We start from the raw sequence: 13,380 nt of genomic DNA, 5'->3' as shown, positions 1-13,380 counted from the left end.
ATGGAGGAATGAAATGTCAGATAATAAGAAATACTACTATCTGAGAGTGAAAGAAAATTTTTACGATAGCGATGAAATGATTATTTTAGAAAGCATGCCAGATGGTTTTCTGTATTCTAACATTTTGATCAAGCTCTATCTGAGATCTTTGAAGAACAATGGTAAGTTGATGTTCAATGATCGAATCCCATTCAATTCTGAAATGCTTTCAAAAATTACAAGGCATCCTGTGGCAGTAGTAGAAAAAGCTGTCAGCATTTTCAAGGAAATGAACCTAATTGATGTTTTGGACAATGGTGCCATTTTTATGCTAGACATTGAATCATTTATTGGAAAATCGAACACGGAAGCTGATAGAAAGCGTGACTATCGCAGAAGAATTGAGAAGGAAAAACAAAAATTATTGTTGGGACATTTGTCCGGACAAATGTCGGACGAACATCCACCAGAGTTAGAGATAGAGAAAGAGAAAGAAATAGAGATAGATATAGAGAAAGATTTAGAGAAAAATACGCTCAAAATCATCGTAGATGAATATCAGTCTCGTATTTCACCAATTGATGGAATCCAATTTGAAACTTTAAAAGAATTCATCACTCTGGATGGTATGGAACCAGATGTAGTCTTAAAAGCTATCAGTTTAGCCGCTGACAATGGTAAAAGAAATTTCAGCTATATTAGAGCTATTTTGCAAAATTGGAAAAATGATGGATTGTTATCAATTGCAGCAGTAAACGAACGAGAACGGAAGTTTCAGGAAAGCAAAACAAAAGGGCAAACAACAAAGCAACAATCAAACGTTCCAGATTGGTCAAAACCAAATTATACCAATCAAACAAGTGATCAAGAGAAAAAAGCTTTGGAGGAAGCAAAAAATAAAATGCTACAGAAATTAGAAAAGGATGGGAAGTAATGTTTATTTTAAAACATGGATCAAAACAAGCAAAACCATTTATAAAATCTGTAGTAGTTGGGACCACTGGTTTGGATGTCTCTTTCTCTGAGGAAGCGAAAGCAATGAAATTCGCATCTCGTGGGGTAGCTATCCAGGTAGGAAATGCTTTAAGAAAGTCATTCGGTACATTCTATCCAGTAGAAATTGATAATTGAAAAAGGAGTTGTAATGTATCATGGCAGGCTACACCAAAAATCAGATAGAACATTTCAAGGAGCAACTCAAACTCTTAATGAAAAGTCATAACTTAACAGCTAGAAAATTATCCGAAGAAATAGGCTACTCAATGAATACAATAAGCAGTCTACTTACTGGCAAAATAAAAGTACACGAACGTCACGTACAACTGATTTGCCAATATTTTCAAATCGGAGAGAACTCTCTCATGGGTGATGTGGATGAGTTAGCTGATTATAAGCTATATGAGAACGGACGTTATTTATGTACCGGATCATTGAAGAAGTTAAGCAAAATTACAGGGAAAGATAAATTGCTATTGAAATTCTATGCAGATTTAAACAAAAAAGGCAAAGAGACTGGCAATCTAAAACTTGTGAAAAAATAGAAAGAGGTAAAAATGGAGAATTTAATTTTAAACAAAGTAAAACAATGGTTTATTGATCGAGATCTAGAAAACGGGGGCCGGCTAGATAAACAGTCCTTAAAATTAAGTGAGGAATTTGGTGAGTTATGTGCAGGATTCTTGAAAAAGAATGAAGCACTAACAAAAGACAGCATTGGTGATTGTGCTGTAGTAGTTGTAGGTTTAGCATTGCTGATCAAAGAAGATGTACAGAACATCTTTGAAGAGTCTAACAATATTAGGCGAAAAGAAGCAATGGACTGCTTTAAACTGCTAAATGCCAATATCAGTGAGTTTCAACTATCTCAAGACTTAGCAAGCAAAAAAATGTGTCGTCATAACCTTGTGCGCATTGTGGCTTACTTGAAATCAATCAGCAATATTTTAGGTTATGAATTTCTAGAATGTTTCACTGGAGCCTATAACGAAATCAAAGATCGAAAAGGTAAATGGATTGATGGTTCATTCGTAAAAGAGGAGGATTTGCCACATGAATAAGCAGGAGTTGATTGAGAGTATTGGTCATTTACCTTCAGATTGTAGTAGACCAAGACCGATGATTGATAAATTGACAACGTTGGAATTGATTAAGTTGCTAGACGAAACGCAGGAAGTAGAGCTCCCAATGCTTGTGGCGGATTTTATCACAGAACAGAAAAAACTAAGTCATACGCTGTCCTACTCAATAGATGCATGCATGTCTGATGGAGTTGCAGAATGGTATTGGGATAATTCCGAACTCTTTGTCCGTGCTTGGCTGGACGGTTACACAGTCGATAAAGAAAAGCGGTATGAAGTGATATTGAGCAATGGACAGTCGTTGAAAACTGTGTACAGACAGGGTGAGGATCGTCTTGATTTTGAAAAGGTGTATGGTGATCTTGAAAGATTTACTAGAAAACAATTGGAAGACGCCGGTCTTGCCTGGGTGTTTGATTGTCCGGGCGTGAAAGTTAAGGAGGTGGAGTGATGGAATGGAATAAGCTAACAACAAGAAATATTGCTGAAGATGAGAAGGAATATTTTAATGGTGGCATTGAATTTGTTTGGGATGGCAAAACTCCAGAAATTGACGAAGAAGTCCTTGTCTATAATCCAACGACAAAGCGGATAACAACAGATACTTGGGTTGATTATGGGGAAGGAATTGGTTTCGAGAACACTGATGAAGACGTAGTTTTCTGGATGAGCTACCCTCAACCACCAAGTGGCAAAATGATGAAAAAACGAGAAATGCCCAAAATAGACGATTTTGTGTTTGCATTACAAGTAGGAAAGCTTGTAGTAGATACAGCAAAAGCAATTATCGTAGATGATAATCTTTTGGGGAGCAATGGAAAGTTTGTTTTAGACGGTCACACGTTCAATATAACTGTGTCGGAGGTGGAATAGATGGAAGAAATAATTATGGCTTCGTTGCCAAATAAAGAATTAAATCGTCTGATAAAGATTGAAATTGCAGTTGAAAATCTAATTGAGAACGGAATCTTAGACGAAGATGTTTATAACAAGTATTTGAACGAAGTTTGAAGTTGAAGAGGTGAAGGGATAATGCCAAATTGGGCCAAAGGATCTCTTAAATTAAGAGGAAAAAGTGAAAATATTGCATCAGCATTAAAAGAAATGCTATTAAACAACACTGTGACGCTAGAAGATGAATGGGATGGCACTCTGCTTAAATTCAACAGCACAACTCCCTATTTTTACATTAATAAAACAAGACGAGCGTTTATTGATCAAAAACAAATAGAAGTTTGGCTTGAAGAAAATTTTTGTATCGTAGAACTGGATAATTTCAAACAGGCGTGGAGTGCTATTCCAGAAAATTATCAAGAAATTTCAAGCAAGTTTGATGTTGATATTAAAATTTTTACGTTTGAGTGTGGCATGGAATTCACGCAGGAAATTGAAATTTCCAAAGGTGAAATCATCAAAAATGTTTGCTATGGATATGATGATTATCGGTGGGAAGTCCCGTTTAGTAATTTAGGAGGATAAAATGACAGAAGAAATTAAAATACTTGACGCTTGTTGCGGTAGTCGGATGTTTTGGTTTGATAAAAATGAAAGCCATACAACTTTCATGGATATCAGAAAAGAAAACTTTGAAATACACGGTAAAAAAGTCAACGTACATCCTGATGTTATTGGCGATTTCCGTGATATGCCATTTGAAAATAATACTTTTAATTTGGTTGTTTTTGATCCACCTCATTTGAAATGGGCTGGGCCTAATTCGATAATGAAAGCACAATATGGACAACTTGATAAAGACACTTGGTCTGAGGATTTGGCTAAAGGTTTTGAAGAGTGCATGCGTGTTTTAAAAACAGGGGGAACGTTAATTTTTAAGTGGTCTGATTGCCAGGTAAATGTAAAAGAAATACTAAAGGTCATTCCATTTAAACCTTTGTTTGGACAACAAAGAGGAACAACCCACTGGATGACGTTCGTAAAATTTGAGGAGGTAGAGTGATGGGATTTATTAGTTGGTTAACTTTATTATTAACAGCTTTGAAATTGTTAGGTGTAATCTCTTGGAGCTGGCTCTATGTCTTTCTGCCTGCAATAGTTGATCTAGTAATTTCTGTTTTGATTTTAGTGATAGCTAAAATGATATGGGATAAGTAGGACTTGTTATGGAATTTCAAAATTTTATTTATTTGTTGTTAGCTTTTGCTTGGTTTGCTGGCTTCCTGTGGGCCTTCAGTGTAGTCTTGAAATGCAGGAGAAAGAAATGAAGATGTATGTTGTAAGAAAATATCATGGACAAGCAAGTTGGATTGATCCTAAACATTTAGCTGAATACACTGAAACTGAATTTCAGACAAGGCATGAAGCGCTTGCTCACCGAGAAAGACTAAAAGGGAAAGGGATAGTAGAAATCTATCAAAGAGAGGTTATTGAATGAAAAAACTAAACAATAGAGAATTGTTTAACCTTGATCAAGAATTATTCAATTTTCGTGGAATTGACAGGGCAATCTGGACACGCAAAGCAGAATTGATGGCAAAGAACGGTGATGATCTAGTTGGTGGTGGTAATTCTGGCATCAGCAAGCCAACGGAAAACACAGTGATGAAATTTGCTACTGATGTGACTCTGAAGAATCTTGAGCTGTTCAAAGAGACTGTTGAATCCTTCAAGAAGCAATTGACAGGCGAACAGCTTGACATCTTCTATCTAAGATGGGGGCAAGCCAATCTAGATTGGGAAGAAATCGCAGAAAAGCAATTTGTCAGCAATGCTACAATTTACCGCAAGCGTGCTGGCATCTTGGAAACGTATGCCAGAATGAAAGGTGTACTCTAAATTGAGAATATAAGATATTGTATTCTCACACAAAATTAAATACTATAATCTTGTTCATGATAGTAGTTAGGGAGTTAGCTCAAATGGTAGAGCGATTGGCTTTTAATCAATTTGTTGCAGGTTCGATTCCTGTACTCCCAATTCCTAATGGAAATCAATTTTAATATAGAGAGGGGGAAGCGTATGGAAGAGGTCTCACCTATTAAAGACACGGATGACATTCAAGCGATGAAAGACTATCTGAGAGAATGGAATGAAATGTATTACATGCTATTCATCACTGGTCTAAATACAGGCTTGCGAGTCGGTGACATCCTCACACTCAAAGTCAAAGATGTTCAGGGATGGCACATCAAACTACGAGAGAGAAAAACTGGCAAACAGATTTCCCGTAGAATGACAAAAGAGTTAAAGCGAGAAATGAGGAAATATGTTAAAGGGAAGCCATTCCATCATTTTCTATTCAAGAGCAGGCAAGGAGGAAATAAGGCCATCACTCGTGAACGAGCCTATCAGATCATCCATGAAGCTGCTGAAGAATTGGGCATTGATAACGTGGGAACGCACACGATGCGAAAAACGTTTGGATACAAATACTACAATAAAACAAAGGACGTAGGGACACTACAGAAGATGTTCAATCACTCATCTCCAGCCATAACGCTGAGATATATTGGAATTGAACAAGCTGAACTAGATGATGCCTTGAGAAACTTTGTTATTTAATTTTTATATTTTTGACATTAACATAATGAGTTAGGCATAAGCTAAGAAAAGAGAAACGAATGAACCCCATATTCTAAAAGGATTTCAGAAATAAGGCGAGCTTAACAAAATATAAGATATGTGAAAGTGAGGGTAAAAAATGGCTACTGCAAAAAGAACATCAGACATAACTGTGGCACTTTATGAATGGAATAAATTGACAACCAGAGATATCTACGAAGACGATAAAGAAATATTCGGGGATGGATTCGATTTTGTTTGGGAAGGTAAGACTCCAGAAATAGACGAGGAAGTTCTTGTATATAATCCAAAGACCCAAGAGATAACCACTGATATCTGGATTGATTTTGGGAACGGTGTTGGATTTGAAAACACTTATGAAGACACAGTATTCTGGATGAGTTATCCAAAACCACCAAAGGAGATGGAAGAATGATTCCAAAATTCAAAGCATGGGACAAAAATAAACGATGTATAAAAGATGTTGATTTCACTCCAAAAGGTATTTCATTTGATGATGTGGAATTCATGCAATCAACAGGACTTGAAGATATAAACGGAAATGAAATCTTTGAAGCAGATATTCTGAAAAACAATGCACAGGATTATATTTTTCTCGTGAGATATGATCATGATAATTGCAGATGGTTTGGTGAAGGTATTACAATAAATACCAGAATAGACATAACAAGAGACATTCTCCGATATTACTCAAAAATTGGGAACCGTTGGGAAAGTCCTGAATTGTTAAAAAAAGAGAAACGCTACAAAGTGAAAATAAAAGCATCCGGTCAGTACATCATGAGAGATCCTGATGAAGATGCAATTTATTTTTACAGCAGTAAAGCTTATTCGAAACTTACAAAGAAGAAACTGGAACAAGCTGGATTTGGTTGGGTCTTTGATTGTGAAGGGATTGAGATTGAGGAGGTGGAGTAAATGGGAGAATTGATGTATTGGTTAATGTTCTTAGCTTGTGTGTCGGTTTTAGTAATGGCATTATTTGTAATGCTCTATCAAAGAGAAGTTAATATTGATTTAAGAAATAAATATAACGATTTAACACGAGAGTTAAATAATTCCTTTGGTTGGGAAGAGTGGAACTGGGCGAATAATTTTAGAGAGTACGCTCGTAAAGTTGATTCTCTGGAAAACTTTAAGATGAATCTTGAACGTCTTGAAATCATCAAGAAAGCGTTAGATGTTCAAAAACTAGAAGAATTACAAGAACGTAAAAAATTACTAGAACGTGAAATCGAAAAGATTGAAAGTTGAGGAAGAGAAATGAACAACAGTATGACGATAAAACAATACACAGATATTCCGTTCATAAAAGGAGCAGTAGATGAATTGAACATGGATATCAAGAACAATCCGGGTTTAAAATATGAGATTGTAGGATATTCAATTTGCAAAGATGAAACACTCTGCATTACCATTTCAAGTATCCTTGTACATTGGGAAGGAACACCATTCCGAAAAGAATGAGAAAATAAGCTCTTGTTTTCTCACGTAAAATAAAATATTATGATAGCATAGCTTCAAGTATGAGAGGGACAGACCAAAGAGATTGGCTGTCCTTTTTGCATGAGGAGAATATATGTATAACAAAATTGTCAGGCCTTCTTTGAAGACAAAGAAGTGGGAGAAGTTCAGAGATAAGATTCTAAGGAAATATAACTATCTATGTCAAGAGAGTTTGAGATATGGAATATCAGAACCGGCTGAAATGGTTCATCATATTTTTCCAGTATCCGAATATCCTGAACTAGAATTCCAAGAATGGAATTGTCTGCCACTTACTAACAAGAGACACAATACTTTTCATGATAGAAAGAATGATAAAGTTATTGGTCAAGGAATTTTTTGGCAAAAGAAGCGAAAAAGGGAATTTTTGAATTTTTACAAAAATCGAAAAAATGAAATTTTGTAAAAATCGAATTTTTCAATTTTTTCAATTTTTGAATTTTTCGATTTTTTCGATTATCCCCCCCATCGAAAAAAAATTTTTTTGATCGTCTGGGAACCGGTGAAGGGAACTTTTTCCAAGTCGGAGGCCTTCAGACAAAAAGGGGATAAAAACTAAAGGATTTTGGGAAGGAGGCCTAGTTTTTGGCAAAACCAGTCACAGCTAAATCTATCAAGTCAAAAGTCATAAAACAGATGAAAGAGCTTGGGACTTATCGCAAAGAATTTGACATGATCATTGACATCTTTTCAGGAATGTTGTTCCAGTATCAGAAACTTGCTCAGGACTATGCTGATATGGGCTACCCTGTCACAGATGTTTATGTGAACAAGGCAGGAGCTGAGAATGAACGTAAGGTCCCCATCCTAACAGCGATGGAAATTCTACGGAAAGACATACTCAGCTATTCCAATCAACTGATGATGAATCCTAAATCATTGGGTGAAGTAGTAGAACAAGACAATGGATCAGTTCTCACAGAGGTTCTGAAATTCAAAGACCAAATCAAAAAGAAACGGGTGAAGTCTGATGGGTAACGTGGAGAAAGCTAAAAAATACGTTCAACACGTTCTAGACCATCAGGAAGAGCATTGTGAAGAGAACATTTTGGCAGCATCACGCTTTCTGAGAGACTTGGACAATCCAGAGTTTGAGATGGATGAAGACATGGTTGATTTTGTCGTTCATTTCATTGAAAACACAATTGTCCATCAGCAAGGAGATGACATGTTTGCGGTGTCCATCCGTAACAAGCCATTGTTGCTTCAACCGTGGCAACATTTTGTTGTGGTCAATCTCTTTGGCTTCTACATCAAAGGAACGAATGAGAGACGCTTCAAGGAAGCTTTGATCATGCTTGCCAGAAAGAATGGCAAGACTTCCTTCACTGCTGCAATCGCTCTGGCCTATCAGATTCTTGATACAGATAGCGGTTCAAAATGCTATATTGTAGCCAATTCTGTCAAGCAAGCCTTGGAAGCCTTTGGTTTCTTGCGGTTTAATGTTGAGCGATGGAATGACAAGAACATCCGTATCAAGGATAACAACCAAGAACATTCCATCACAGCAAATTTTGGTGAAGAGGGTTCATTCTTCATCCAAGCACTGGCCAATGATGAAAGCCGGCTTGACTCTCTCAATGGGAATGTCATCATTCTAGATGAAGCCCATACCATGAGAAATTCAAAGAAATACGGTCTTATGAAGAAAACAATGTCAGCATACCGGAACAGTATGCTTTTTGTTATCTCTACAGCCGGGGACATTCCAACAGGTTTCCTTGCTAACCGTCTGAAATACTGTCAGAAGGTCCTGAAAGAGCTGGTCAAAGATGATTCATTCTTCATCTTCATCTGCAAAGCCAATCAGGCAACAGATGGAGATGTGGGAGACTACTTGGATGAGAATGTGTTGAAGATGGCTAATCCTTCATGGGGTGTGACTGTATCGCTCAAGGCCCTCAAGGAAGAAGCAGAACAGGCCTTGAATGATCCACAGACTAGGAATGAGTTCTTCAATAAGACATTGAATGTCTTCACTAACTCAATGAACGCTTATTTCAATCCAGATGAGTTCATTGCCAGTGATGACTGCTATGACTGGAGCATTGAGGAGCTTGCAAAACTTCCTATCCGATGGTATGGAGGAGCTGACCTCTCAAGACTGCATGACTTGACCGCTGCTGCTCTCTATGGTGTATACAACGATGGTGAAAAAGATGTTGATATCTGTATCACACACGCTTTCTTCCCTCGTGTCAACGCTCAGAAAAAAGCCAATGACGATGGCATCCCACTTTTTGGGTGGCAATCAGATGGATGGCTTACAATGAGCAACACTCCAACGGTTCTCTATGATGACATTGTTAAATGGTTCATAGAGATGCGACAGAAAGGCTTCAAAATTGCTGCTGTCGGTATGGATAGGAAATTTGGTAGAGAGTTCATGCTCAAAATGAAGCAGGCCAAATTTAAAATGATTGACCAGCCTCAGCTATTCTATTTGAAATCAGAGGGATTCAGAAGAATTGAATTGAAAGTGAAGAATAAAGAATTTTATTATGTACATTCGGACGCTTATGAATACTGTGTCAGCAATGTAAGAGCCATCGAGAAAGTAGATGATGCTGTTCAGTATGAGAAATTGGACGGTGATGGCGGTACAGCAAGAATTGACTTGTTTGATGCGAGTGTCTTTGCTTGTATTCAGGCGCTTGCTAACCTTGGTAAGAATAAGAATGTGATGGCTTACTTTGATTAGATAGAAAGGAGGTGAGAAATATGGGAATCTTTAACAAATTATTCAAGCGTGGGAAGTCTCAGACGATGTTCACAAGCTTTGGGAATTCAGATCTTGGCATCATGTATGACGGTGATGGCTATATTCCACTGGCAAGAAATCCAGATGTGATCATGGCTGTCAATAAAATTGCTGACATGGTTTCAAATATGACTATCCAGCTCATGGAGAATACAGAATCCGGTGATGTACGAATCAAGGACGGGTTAGCCCGTAAGATTGACATCAACCCTTGTGATCACATGACAAGAAAATCATGGATCTTCAAGATTGTCAGGGACTTGCTTCTATTTGGTGACGGAAATTCTGTGCTACATGTGGAATACGATCCAATGACTGACTATATCAGCAATCTCAGACCATTCCCGATGTCAGAAGTGTCGTTCAAAAGTAATGATTTGACATATATGATCCACTTCAGGGACACTGATTTCAATCCAGATGAAGTGGTCCACTTTGCCATCAATCCTGATCCAGACCGGCCTTATATTGGGACCGGTTTTAGATTGGCCTTGAAAGACATTGTACGCAATTTGAACATGGCTACACAGACCAAGAAGGGCTTCATGAACGGAAAGAACGTTCCAAGTCTCATCGTGAAGGTGGACTCATCCAGTGAAGAGCTTGGAACTGTTGAGGGGCGGGAGAAAATCGCTAAGAAATACTTGACAACAAGCCAGTCTGGTGAACCTTGGATTGTTCCTGATGCCTTGATGGAAGTGGAACAAGTGAAGCCATTAAGTTTGAACGACATCGCTTTAAATGAGTCAGTAGAAATTGATAAGAAGACAGTAGCTGGAATGTTAGGTGTTCCGGCTTTTGTGTTGGGTGTGGGCGATTTTAACAAGGAAGAATACAACAACTTTGTAAACACAACCATCATGAGCATCGCAACAACGATTACTCAGACGCTTACAAGAGACCTACTGACTTCAACCACACGTTACTTCAAATTTAATCCACGTTCACTGTATTCTTACGACATTACAGAACTTTCAACTGTTGCTCAACAAATGACAAACAGTGCTGCAATGCGTAGGAACGAGTGGAGAGATTGGGTTGGTATGACTCCAGATCCTGAAATGGATGAAATCATTGTTCTTGAAAACTACCTTCCACAAGGGGAGTTAGGCAATCAGAGCAAATTAAATAAGGAAGGAGGAAATGCCAATGAAGAAACGTAATTCATACATCGCTACTCAATTTGAGACACGAGAAGAACAAGAATCTGGTGACTTGATTCTGAGTGGCTACTTCATCCGGTTCGATGAAGAAACTGAGCTGTGGCCAGGCTATTTTGAAGTGATCAAACGTGCAGGAGTGGAAGAAGCAATCAAGAATGCTGACATCCGTGCATTGTTCAATCATGACCATAACCTAGTTTTAGGGCGCACAGGGAACAGCACAGTGAGTCTCAAAGTTGATGACAAAGGCCTTTATGGTGACATTATCATCAACAGGAATGATCCTGACGCTATGGGAGCCTATGCCCGTGTACAGCGTGGGGATATTGTTGGATGCAGTTTTGGATTTATGCCAATCAAGGTGGACACTGTTGAGCGTGAAGATGGTTCCTATCTTGATACCGTGCTGGAGCTTGAAATCTTTGAAGTAAGCCCTTGCACGTTCCCAGCATATCCACAGACTGAAATTGCTGCACGGAAGAAAGACTTTGAATGTCTAAAACGTGCCAATCTTGAAGCGTTAAATGAACGCAAAATGAAAATTAAGGAGAAATACAATCTATGAACAAAGCATTGATCTTGGGCGCACGTATGCGCACTAAAGCAAGCAAAGTTGTTGAATTGGAAGAAGCAATCACAGAATTGAAAGACCGTTCTGCAACCGAAGCGGAAAAATTGGACCGTGCTGAAACTGAAGAAGAAGTTTCAACGGTTGAGAAGAGCCTTGAAGACATCCAAAAAGAATTGGAAGAAAAACAAGCAGAAAAAGCAAAACTTGAAGAAGAAATTGAAGAACTTCAAAAACAAGTTGATGAACAAAATCGGAAAGCCCCAACATTCAAAGATGTTGAGCAACGTGGAGGAAAGAAATTGGAACAACGTGACGCAATTGCTAAATTCATTCGTACTGGTCAAACTCGTGACATTGAAGGTCTTAAAACAACTGACTCTGGAAGCGCTGCTTTGATCCCAACTGAAGTGCTAAAACCTCACTTCCTTGAAAAGACACGCAATCCACTCTTGGATCTTGTCCAACGTGTCAAAGTAAATAGTGGTTCTGGTAAATATCCAGTTATCAAGAAGACAGACAGCAAAATGGCTTCAACTGAAGAATTGAAAGCTAATCCTGAACTTGGAAAACCAAGCATCAGCGAAATTGATTACTCAATCAAGACTTACCGTGGATACATTCCTGTATCTCAAGAAATGATTGATGATGCTGATTATGACATCATGTCAATTGTAGAAGATGAAGTATTCAATCAAGGTGAAAACACTGAATTGTCATTGGTCGCTACCATCCTCAAATCAGCAACTCAAGCAGATGCTGCTGGATTCGATGGCATCAAGGACATCTACAACAAGAAACTCAAATCAATCTACAAAGCAAGCATTGTTGTGACGCAATCAATGTTTGCAGCACTTGACAAAGTGAAAGACAAAAATGGTCGCTACATGCTTCAAACGGATGTTGCTTCACCTACAGGCTACTCATTCGGTGGGAAAACAATCTACCCGGTAGATGATACAGTCTTTGGATCTGAAGGAGACATGAAGTTCTTCATTGGTGATGTTTCTGAATTTGTAAAACTCTTTGACCGTTCTCAAGTATCTGTTAAATGGGTCAACAATGACATCTATGGCCAATTGCTTGGACTCTTCATCCGTTTAGATGTTAAGAAAGTAGATGCTGCTGCTGGATTCTTTGGCACATACACTGATGTTGTAGCATAAGGAGGTATCACATGCCCTATACAGTAATTCGTCCATTCAAGGACATGCGTGATGAAGAACAACATGAATATCAAATTGATGATGTGTTTCCACGCAAAGGCTATGAACCTGATCAAGAGTTTGTTAAAGGACTCTTGACAGGCTTTAATTCAGCAGGTTCAATCTTCATCACTGATGAAGTGGTAAAGAAAGCTACTAAGAAAGCAGAAGAGACTGCTGAAGAGGTGGAAACAACTACTAAGGAAGTAGAAGAAACTACTGAAGAAGCGAAAGAAGCTACTGAGGAAGTAGAAGAAACTACTGAAGAAAAACCAAAGCGCAAGAAAGCAACTAAGAAAGAGGAAGAATAGCATGGACATTGGTCAGTTAGTGGAATTACTTAAAATCAAATTAGGAATTGCTTCAAATTTGCGAGATAAAACACTGGAGAAGATTGTCTCAAGCGTCATCAGCGAATTAACAAACAATCTGGGTGTTGAATTGGTTCCAGATCGTGCTGACCATGAAATGTTCATTGTTGACTTTGCTGCTTATCGCTATGAAGGTGGTGTTGATTTGCCACGTCACCTTCAATGGCGCTTGCACAATCTGCAAATCTCTTCCAAGAAAGAGGTGTGAG

At 38.2% G+C, this 13,380-nt stretch carries 25 protein-coding genes and 1 tRNA gene; all 26 read left to right on the top strand.

Annotation, left to right across the window (positions count from 1 at the left end; translation table 11 throughout):
• The first annotated feature begins 13 nt into the window (after positions 1–13).
• The 26 genes from HMPREF3002_RS08525 (at position 14) to HMPREF3002_RS08415 (ending at position 13,379) form a co-directional block, all read left to right on the top strand.
• Positions 14–913, top strand: coding sequence for a phage replisome organizer N-terminal domain-containing protein (locus HMPREF3002_RS08525; RefSeq protein WP_070666203.1), 900 nt, complete (start codon positions 14–16; stop codon positions 911–913).
• Entirely contained in the window at positions 913–1,110 is a 198-nt protein-coding gene (locus tag HMPREF3002_RS08520) for a hypothetical protein (protein WP_070659765.1), read from the top strand. Before HMPREF3002_RS08525 ends, HMPREF3002_RS08520 begins: the two co-directional genes overlap by 1 nt.
• Before the next feature lie 20 nt (positions 1,111–1,130).
• Positions 1,131–1,520: a helix-turn-helix domain-containing protein gene (locus HMPREF3002_RS08515; protein WP_070666202.1), complete on the top strand. Its 390-nt coding sequence runs from the start codon at positions 1,131–1,133 to the stop codon at positions 1,518–1,520.
• A 12-nt stretch (positions 1,521–1,532) separates the two neighbouring features.
• On the top strand, positions 1,533–2,036 hold the full coding sequence (locus tag HMPREF3002_RS08510) for a MazG-like family protein (RefSeq protein WP_070666201.1): 504 nt from the start codon (positions 1,533–1,535) through the stop codon (positions 2,034–2,036).
• Positions 2,029–2,508 (top strand): DUF1642 domain-containing protein, encoded by a 480-nt coding sequence (locus HMPREF3002_RS08505; RefSeq protein ID WP_070666197.1) that lies wholly within the window; start codon positions 2,029–2,031, stop codon positions 2,506–2,508. The genes HMPREF3002_RS08510 and HMPREF3002_RS08505 overlap by 8 nt, the downstream gene beginning before the upstream one ends.
• Complete coding sequence (locus HMPREF3002_RS08500) at positions 2,508–2,930, top strand: hypothetical protein (protein ID WP_070666194.1); 423 nt, start codon at positions 2,508–2,510, stop codon at positions 2,928–2,930. Before HMPREF3002_RS08505 ends, HMPREF3002_RS08500 begins: the two co-directional genes overlap by 1 nt.
• A complete protein-coding gene (locus HMPREF3002_RS11225) occupies positions 2,931–3,068 on the top strand; it encodes a hypothetical protein (RefSeq protein WP_176745576.1) in 138 nt (45 codons plus the stop codon).
• Positions 3,069–3,089: 21 nt separating this feature from the next.
• Complete coding sequence (locus tag HMPREF3002_RS08495) at positions 3,090–3,536, top strand: hypothetical protein (protein WP_070666192.1); 447 nt, start codon at positions 3,090–3,092, stop codon at positions 3,534–3,536.
• Between the two features lies 1 nt (position 3,537).
• Complete coding sequence (locus tag HMPREF3002_RS08490; protein WP_070659751.1) at positions 3,538–4,014, top strand: class I SAM-dependent methyltransferase; 477 nt, start codon at positions 3,538–3,540, stop codon at positions 4,012–4,014.
• Positions 4,014–4,169 (top strand): hypothetical protein, encoded by a 156-nt coding sequence (locus tag HMPREF3002_RS11220; RefSeq protein ID WP_176745575.1) that lies wholly within the window; start codon positions 4,014–4,016, stop codon positions 4,167–4,169. Before HMPREF3002_RS08490 ends, HMPREF3002_RS11220 begins: the two co-directional genes overlap by 1 nt.
• A gap of 106 nt (positions 4,170–4,275) precedes the next feature.
• Positions 4,276–4,449 (top strand): hypothetical protein, encoded by a 174-nt coding sequence (locus tag HMPREF3002_RS11215; RefSeq protein WP_176745574.1) that lies wholly within the window; start codon positions 4,276–4,278, stop codon positions 4,447–4,449.
• Positions 4,446–4,850 (top strand): transcriptional regulator, encoded by a 405-nt coding sequence (locus tag HMPREF3002_RS08485; protein ID WP_049483864.1) that lies wholly within the window; start codon positions 4,446–4,448, stop codon positions 4,848–4,850. The genes HMPREF3002_RS11215 and HMPREF3002_RS08485 overlap by 4 nt, the downstream gene beginning before the upstream one ends.
• A gap of 68 nt (positions 4,851–4,918) precedes the next feature.
• A tRNA-Lys gene (locus HMPREF3002_RS08480) sits at positions 4,919–4,991 on the top strand.
• 42 nt (positions 4,992–5,033) lie between these two features.
• A complete protein-coding gene (locus tag HMPREF3002_RS08475; RefSeq protein WP_070666189.1) occupies positions 5,034–5,576 on the top strand; it encodes a site-specific integrase in 543 nt (180 codons plus the stop codon).
• Positions 5,577–5,715: 139 nt separating this feature from the next.
• Positions 5,716–6,012 carry a hypothetical protein gene (locus tag HMPREF3002_RS08470; RefSeq protein WP_070666187.1) on the top strand — a complete coding sequence of 99 codons (297 nt, stop codon included), beginning with the start codon at positions 5,716–5,718 and terminating at the stop codon, positions 6,010–6,012.
• Positions 6,009–6,515 (top strand): YopX family protein, encoded by a 507-nt coding sequence (locus tag HMPREF3002_RS11210; RefSeq protein ID WP_070666185.1) that lies wholly within the window; start codon positions 6,009–6,011, stop codon positions 6,513–6,515. Before HMPREF3002_RS08470 ends, HMPREF3002_RS11210 begins: the two co-directional genes overlap by 4 nt.
• Positions 6,516–6,851 (top strand): hypothetical protein, encoded by a 336-nt coding sequence (locus HMPREF3002_RS08460; RefSeq protein ID WP_070666182.1) that lies wholly within the window; start codon positions 6,516–6,518, stop codon positions 6,849–6,851.
• A gap of 9 nt (positions 6,852–6,860) precedes the next feature.
• On the top strand, positions 6,861–7,064 hold the full coding sequence (locus HMPREF3002_RS08455) for a hypothetical protein (protein WP_083312676.1): 204 nt from the start codon (positions 6,861–6,863) through the stop codon (positions 7,062–7,064).
• A gap of 112 nt (positions 7,065–7,176) precedes the next feature.
• Positions 7,177–7,509, top strand: a complete 333-nt coding sequence (locus tag HMPREF3002_RS08450; RefSeq protein ID WP_070666179.1) for an endonuclease — start codon at positions 7,177–7,179, stop codon at positions 7,507–7,509.
• Positions 7,510–7,688: 179 nt separating this feature from the next.
• Positions 7,689–8,081 carry a P27 family phage terminase small subunit gene (locus tag HMPREF3002_RS08445; protein ID WP_049483858.1) on the top strand — a complete coding sequence of 131 codons (393 nt, stop codon included), beginning with the start codon at positions 7,689–7,691 and terminating at the stop codon, positions 8,079–8,081.
• Positions 8,074–9,804 carry a terminase large subunit gene (locus HMPREF3002_RS08440; RefSeq protein ID WP_070666176.1) on the top strand — a complete coding sequence of 577 codons (1,731 nt, stop codon included), beginning with the start codon at positions 8,074–8,076 and terminating at the stop codon, positions 9,802–9,804. The genes HMPREF3002_RS08445 and HMPREF3002_RS08440 overlap by 8 nt, the downstream gene beginning before the upstream one ends.
• A 20-nt stretch (positions 9,805–9,824) precedes the next feature.
• Positions 9,825–11,027, top strand: coding sequence for a phage portal protein (locus HMPREF3002_RS08435; protein WP_049483856.1), 1,203 nt, complete (start codon positions 9,825–9,827; stop codon positions 11,025–11,027).
• Positions 11,014–11,592 carry an HK97 family phage prohead protease gene (locus HMPREF3002_RS08430; RefSeq protein WP_049483855.1) on the top strand — a complete coding sequence of 193 codons (579 nt, stop codon included), beginning with the start codon at positions 11,014–11,016 and terminating at the stop codon, positions 11,590–11,592. The genes HMPREF3002_RS08435 and HMPREF3002_RS08430 overlap by 14 nt, the downstream gene beginning before the upstream one ends.
• Positions 11,589–12,761 carry a phage major capsid protein gene (locus tag HMPREF3002_RS08425; protein ID WP_070666173.1) on the top strand — a complete coding sequence of 391 codons (1,173 nt, stop codon included), beginning with the start codon at positions 11,589–11,591 and terminating at the stop codon, positions 12,759–12,761. The genes HMPREF3002_RS08430 and HMPREF3002_RS08425 overlap by 4 nt, the downstream gene beginning before the upstream one ends.
• Positions 12,762–12,772: 11 nt before the next feature.
• Entirely contained in the window at positions 12,773–13,111 is a 339-nt protein-coding gene (locus HMPREF3002_RS08420) for a hypothetical protein (protein WP_049483853.1), read from the top strand.
• A 1-nt stretch (position 13,112) separates the two neighbouring features.
• Positions 13,113–13,379 carry a hypothetical protein gene (locus tag HMPREF3002_RS08415; RefSeq protein ID WP_049483852.1) on the top strand — a complete coding sequence of 89 codons (267 nt, stop codon included), beginning with the start codon at positions 13,113–13,115 and terminating at the stop codon, positions 13,377–13,379.
• Position 13,380: the final 1 nt, after the last annotated feature.

Source organism: Streptococcus sp. HMSC065E03 (assembly GCF_001815045.1).
Taxonomy (GTDB): Bacteria; Bacillota; Bacilli; order Lactobacillales; family Streptococcaceae; genus Streptococcus; species Streptococcus parasanguinis_AD.
This window is presented reverse-complemented; position numbering and strand designations above follow the sequence as displayed.

Bases quoted from the DNA above. Each gene is read 5' to 3' on its own strand.
- HMPREF3002_RS08525 (WP_070666203.1), top strand. From the start codon at position 14: ATGTCAGATAATAAGAAATACTACTATCTGAGAGTGAAAGAAAATTTT.
- HMPREF3002_RS08520 (WP_070659765.1), top strand. From the start codon at position 913: ATGTTTATTTTAAAACATGGATCAAAACAAGCAAAACCATTTATAAAA.
- HMPREF3002_RS08515 (WP_070666202.1), top strand. From the start codon at position 1,131: ATGGCAGGCTACACCAAAAATCAGATAGAACATTTCAAGGAGCAACTC.
- HMPREF3002_RS08510 (WP_070666201.1), top strand. From the start codon at position 1,533: ATGGAGAATTTAATTTTAAACAAAGTAAAACAATGGTTTATTGATCGA.
- HMPREF3002_RS08505 (WP_070666197.1), top strand. From the start codon at position 2,029: ATGAATAAGCAGGAGTTGATTGAGAGTATTGGTCATTTACCTTCAGAT.
- HMPREF3002_RS08500 (WP_070666194.1), top strand. From the start codon at position 2,508: ATGGAATGGAATAAGCTAACAACAAGAAATATTGCTGAAGATGAGAAG.
- HMPREF3002_RS11225 (WP_176745576.1), top strand. From the start codon at position 2,931: ATGGAAGAAATAATTATGGCTTCGTTGCCAAATAAAGAATTAAATCGT.
- HMPREF3002_RS08495 (WP_070666192.1), top strand. From the start codon at position 3,090: ATGCCAAATTGGGCCAAAGGATCTCTTAAATTAAGAGGAAAAAGTGAA.
- HMPREF3002_RS08490 (WP_070659751.1), top strand. From the start codon at position 3,538: ATGACAGAAGAAATTAAAATACTTGACGCTTGTTGCGGTAGTCGGATG.
- HMPREF3002_RS11220 (WP_176745575.1), top strand. From the start codon at position 4,014: ATGGGATTTATTAGTTGGTTAACTTTATTATTAACAGCTTTGAAATTG.
- HMPREF3002_RS11215 (WP_176745574.1), top strand. From the start codon at position 4,276: ATGAAGATGTATGTTGTAAGAAAATATCATGGACAAGCAAGTTGGATT.
- HMPREF3002_RS08485 (WP_049483864.1), top strand. From the start codon at position 4,446: ATGAAAAAACTAAACAATAGAGAATTGTTTAACCTTGATCAAGAATTA.
- HMPREF3002_RS08475 (WP_070666189.1), top strand. From the start codon at position 5,034: ATGGAAGAGGTCTCACCTATTAAAGACACGGATGACATTCAAGCGATG.
- HMPREF3002_RS08470 (WP_070666187.1), top strand. From the start codon at position 5,716: ATGGCTACTGCAAAAAGAACATCAGACATAACTGTGGCACTTTATGAA.
- HMPREF3002_RS11210 (WP_070666185.1), top strand. From the start codon at position 6,009: ATGATTCCAAAATTCAAAGCATGGGACAAAAATAAACGATGTATAAAA.
- HMPREF3002_RS08460 (WP_070666182.1), top strand. From the start codon at position 6,516: ATGGGAGAATTGATGTATTGGTTAATGTTCTTAGCTTGTGTGTCGGTT.
- HMPREF3002_RS08455 (WP_083312676.1), top strand. From the start codon at position 6,861: ATGAACAACAGTATGACGATAAAACAATACACAGATATTCCGTTCATA.
- HMPREF3002_RS08450 (WP_070666179.1), top strand. From the start codon at position 7,177: ATGTATAACAAAATTGTCAGGCCTTCTTTGAAGACAAAGAAGTGGGAG.
- HMPREF3002_RS08440 (WP_070666176.1), top strand. From the start codon at position 8,074: ATGGGTAACGTGGAGAAAGCTAAAAAATACGTTCAACACGTTCTAGAC.
- HMPREF3002_RS08435 (WP_049483856.1), top strand. From the start codon at position 9,825: ATGGGAATCTTTAACAAATTATTCAAGCGTGGGAAGTCTCAGACGATG.
- HMPREF3002_RS08430 (WP_049483855.1), top strand. From the start codon at position 11,014: ATGAAGAAACGTAATTCATACATCGCTACTCAATTTGAGACACGAGAA.
- HMPREF3002_RS08425 (WP_070666173.1), top strand. From the start codon at position 11,589: ATGAACAAAGCATTGATCTTGGGCGCACGTATGCGCACTAAAGCAAGC.
- HMPREF3002_RS08420 (WP_049483853.1), top strand. From the start codon at position 12,773: ATGCCCTATACAGTAATTCGTCCATTCAAGGACATGCGTGATGAAGAA.
- HMPREF3002_RS08415 (WP_049483852.1), top strand. From the start codon at position 13,113: ATGGACATTGGTCAGTTAGTGGAATTACTTAAAATCAAATTAGGAATT.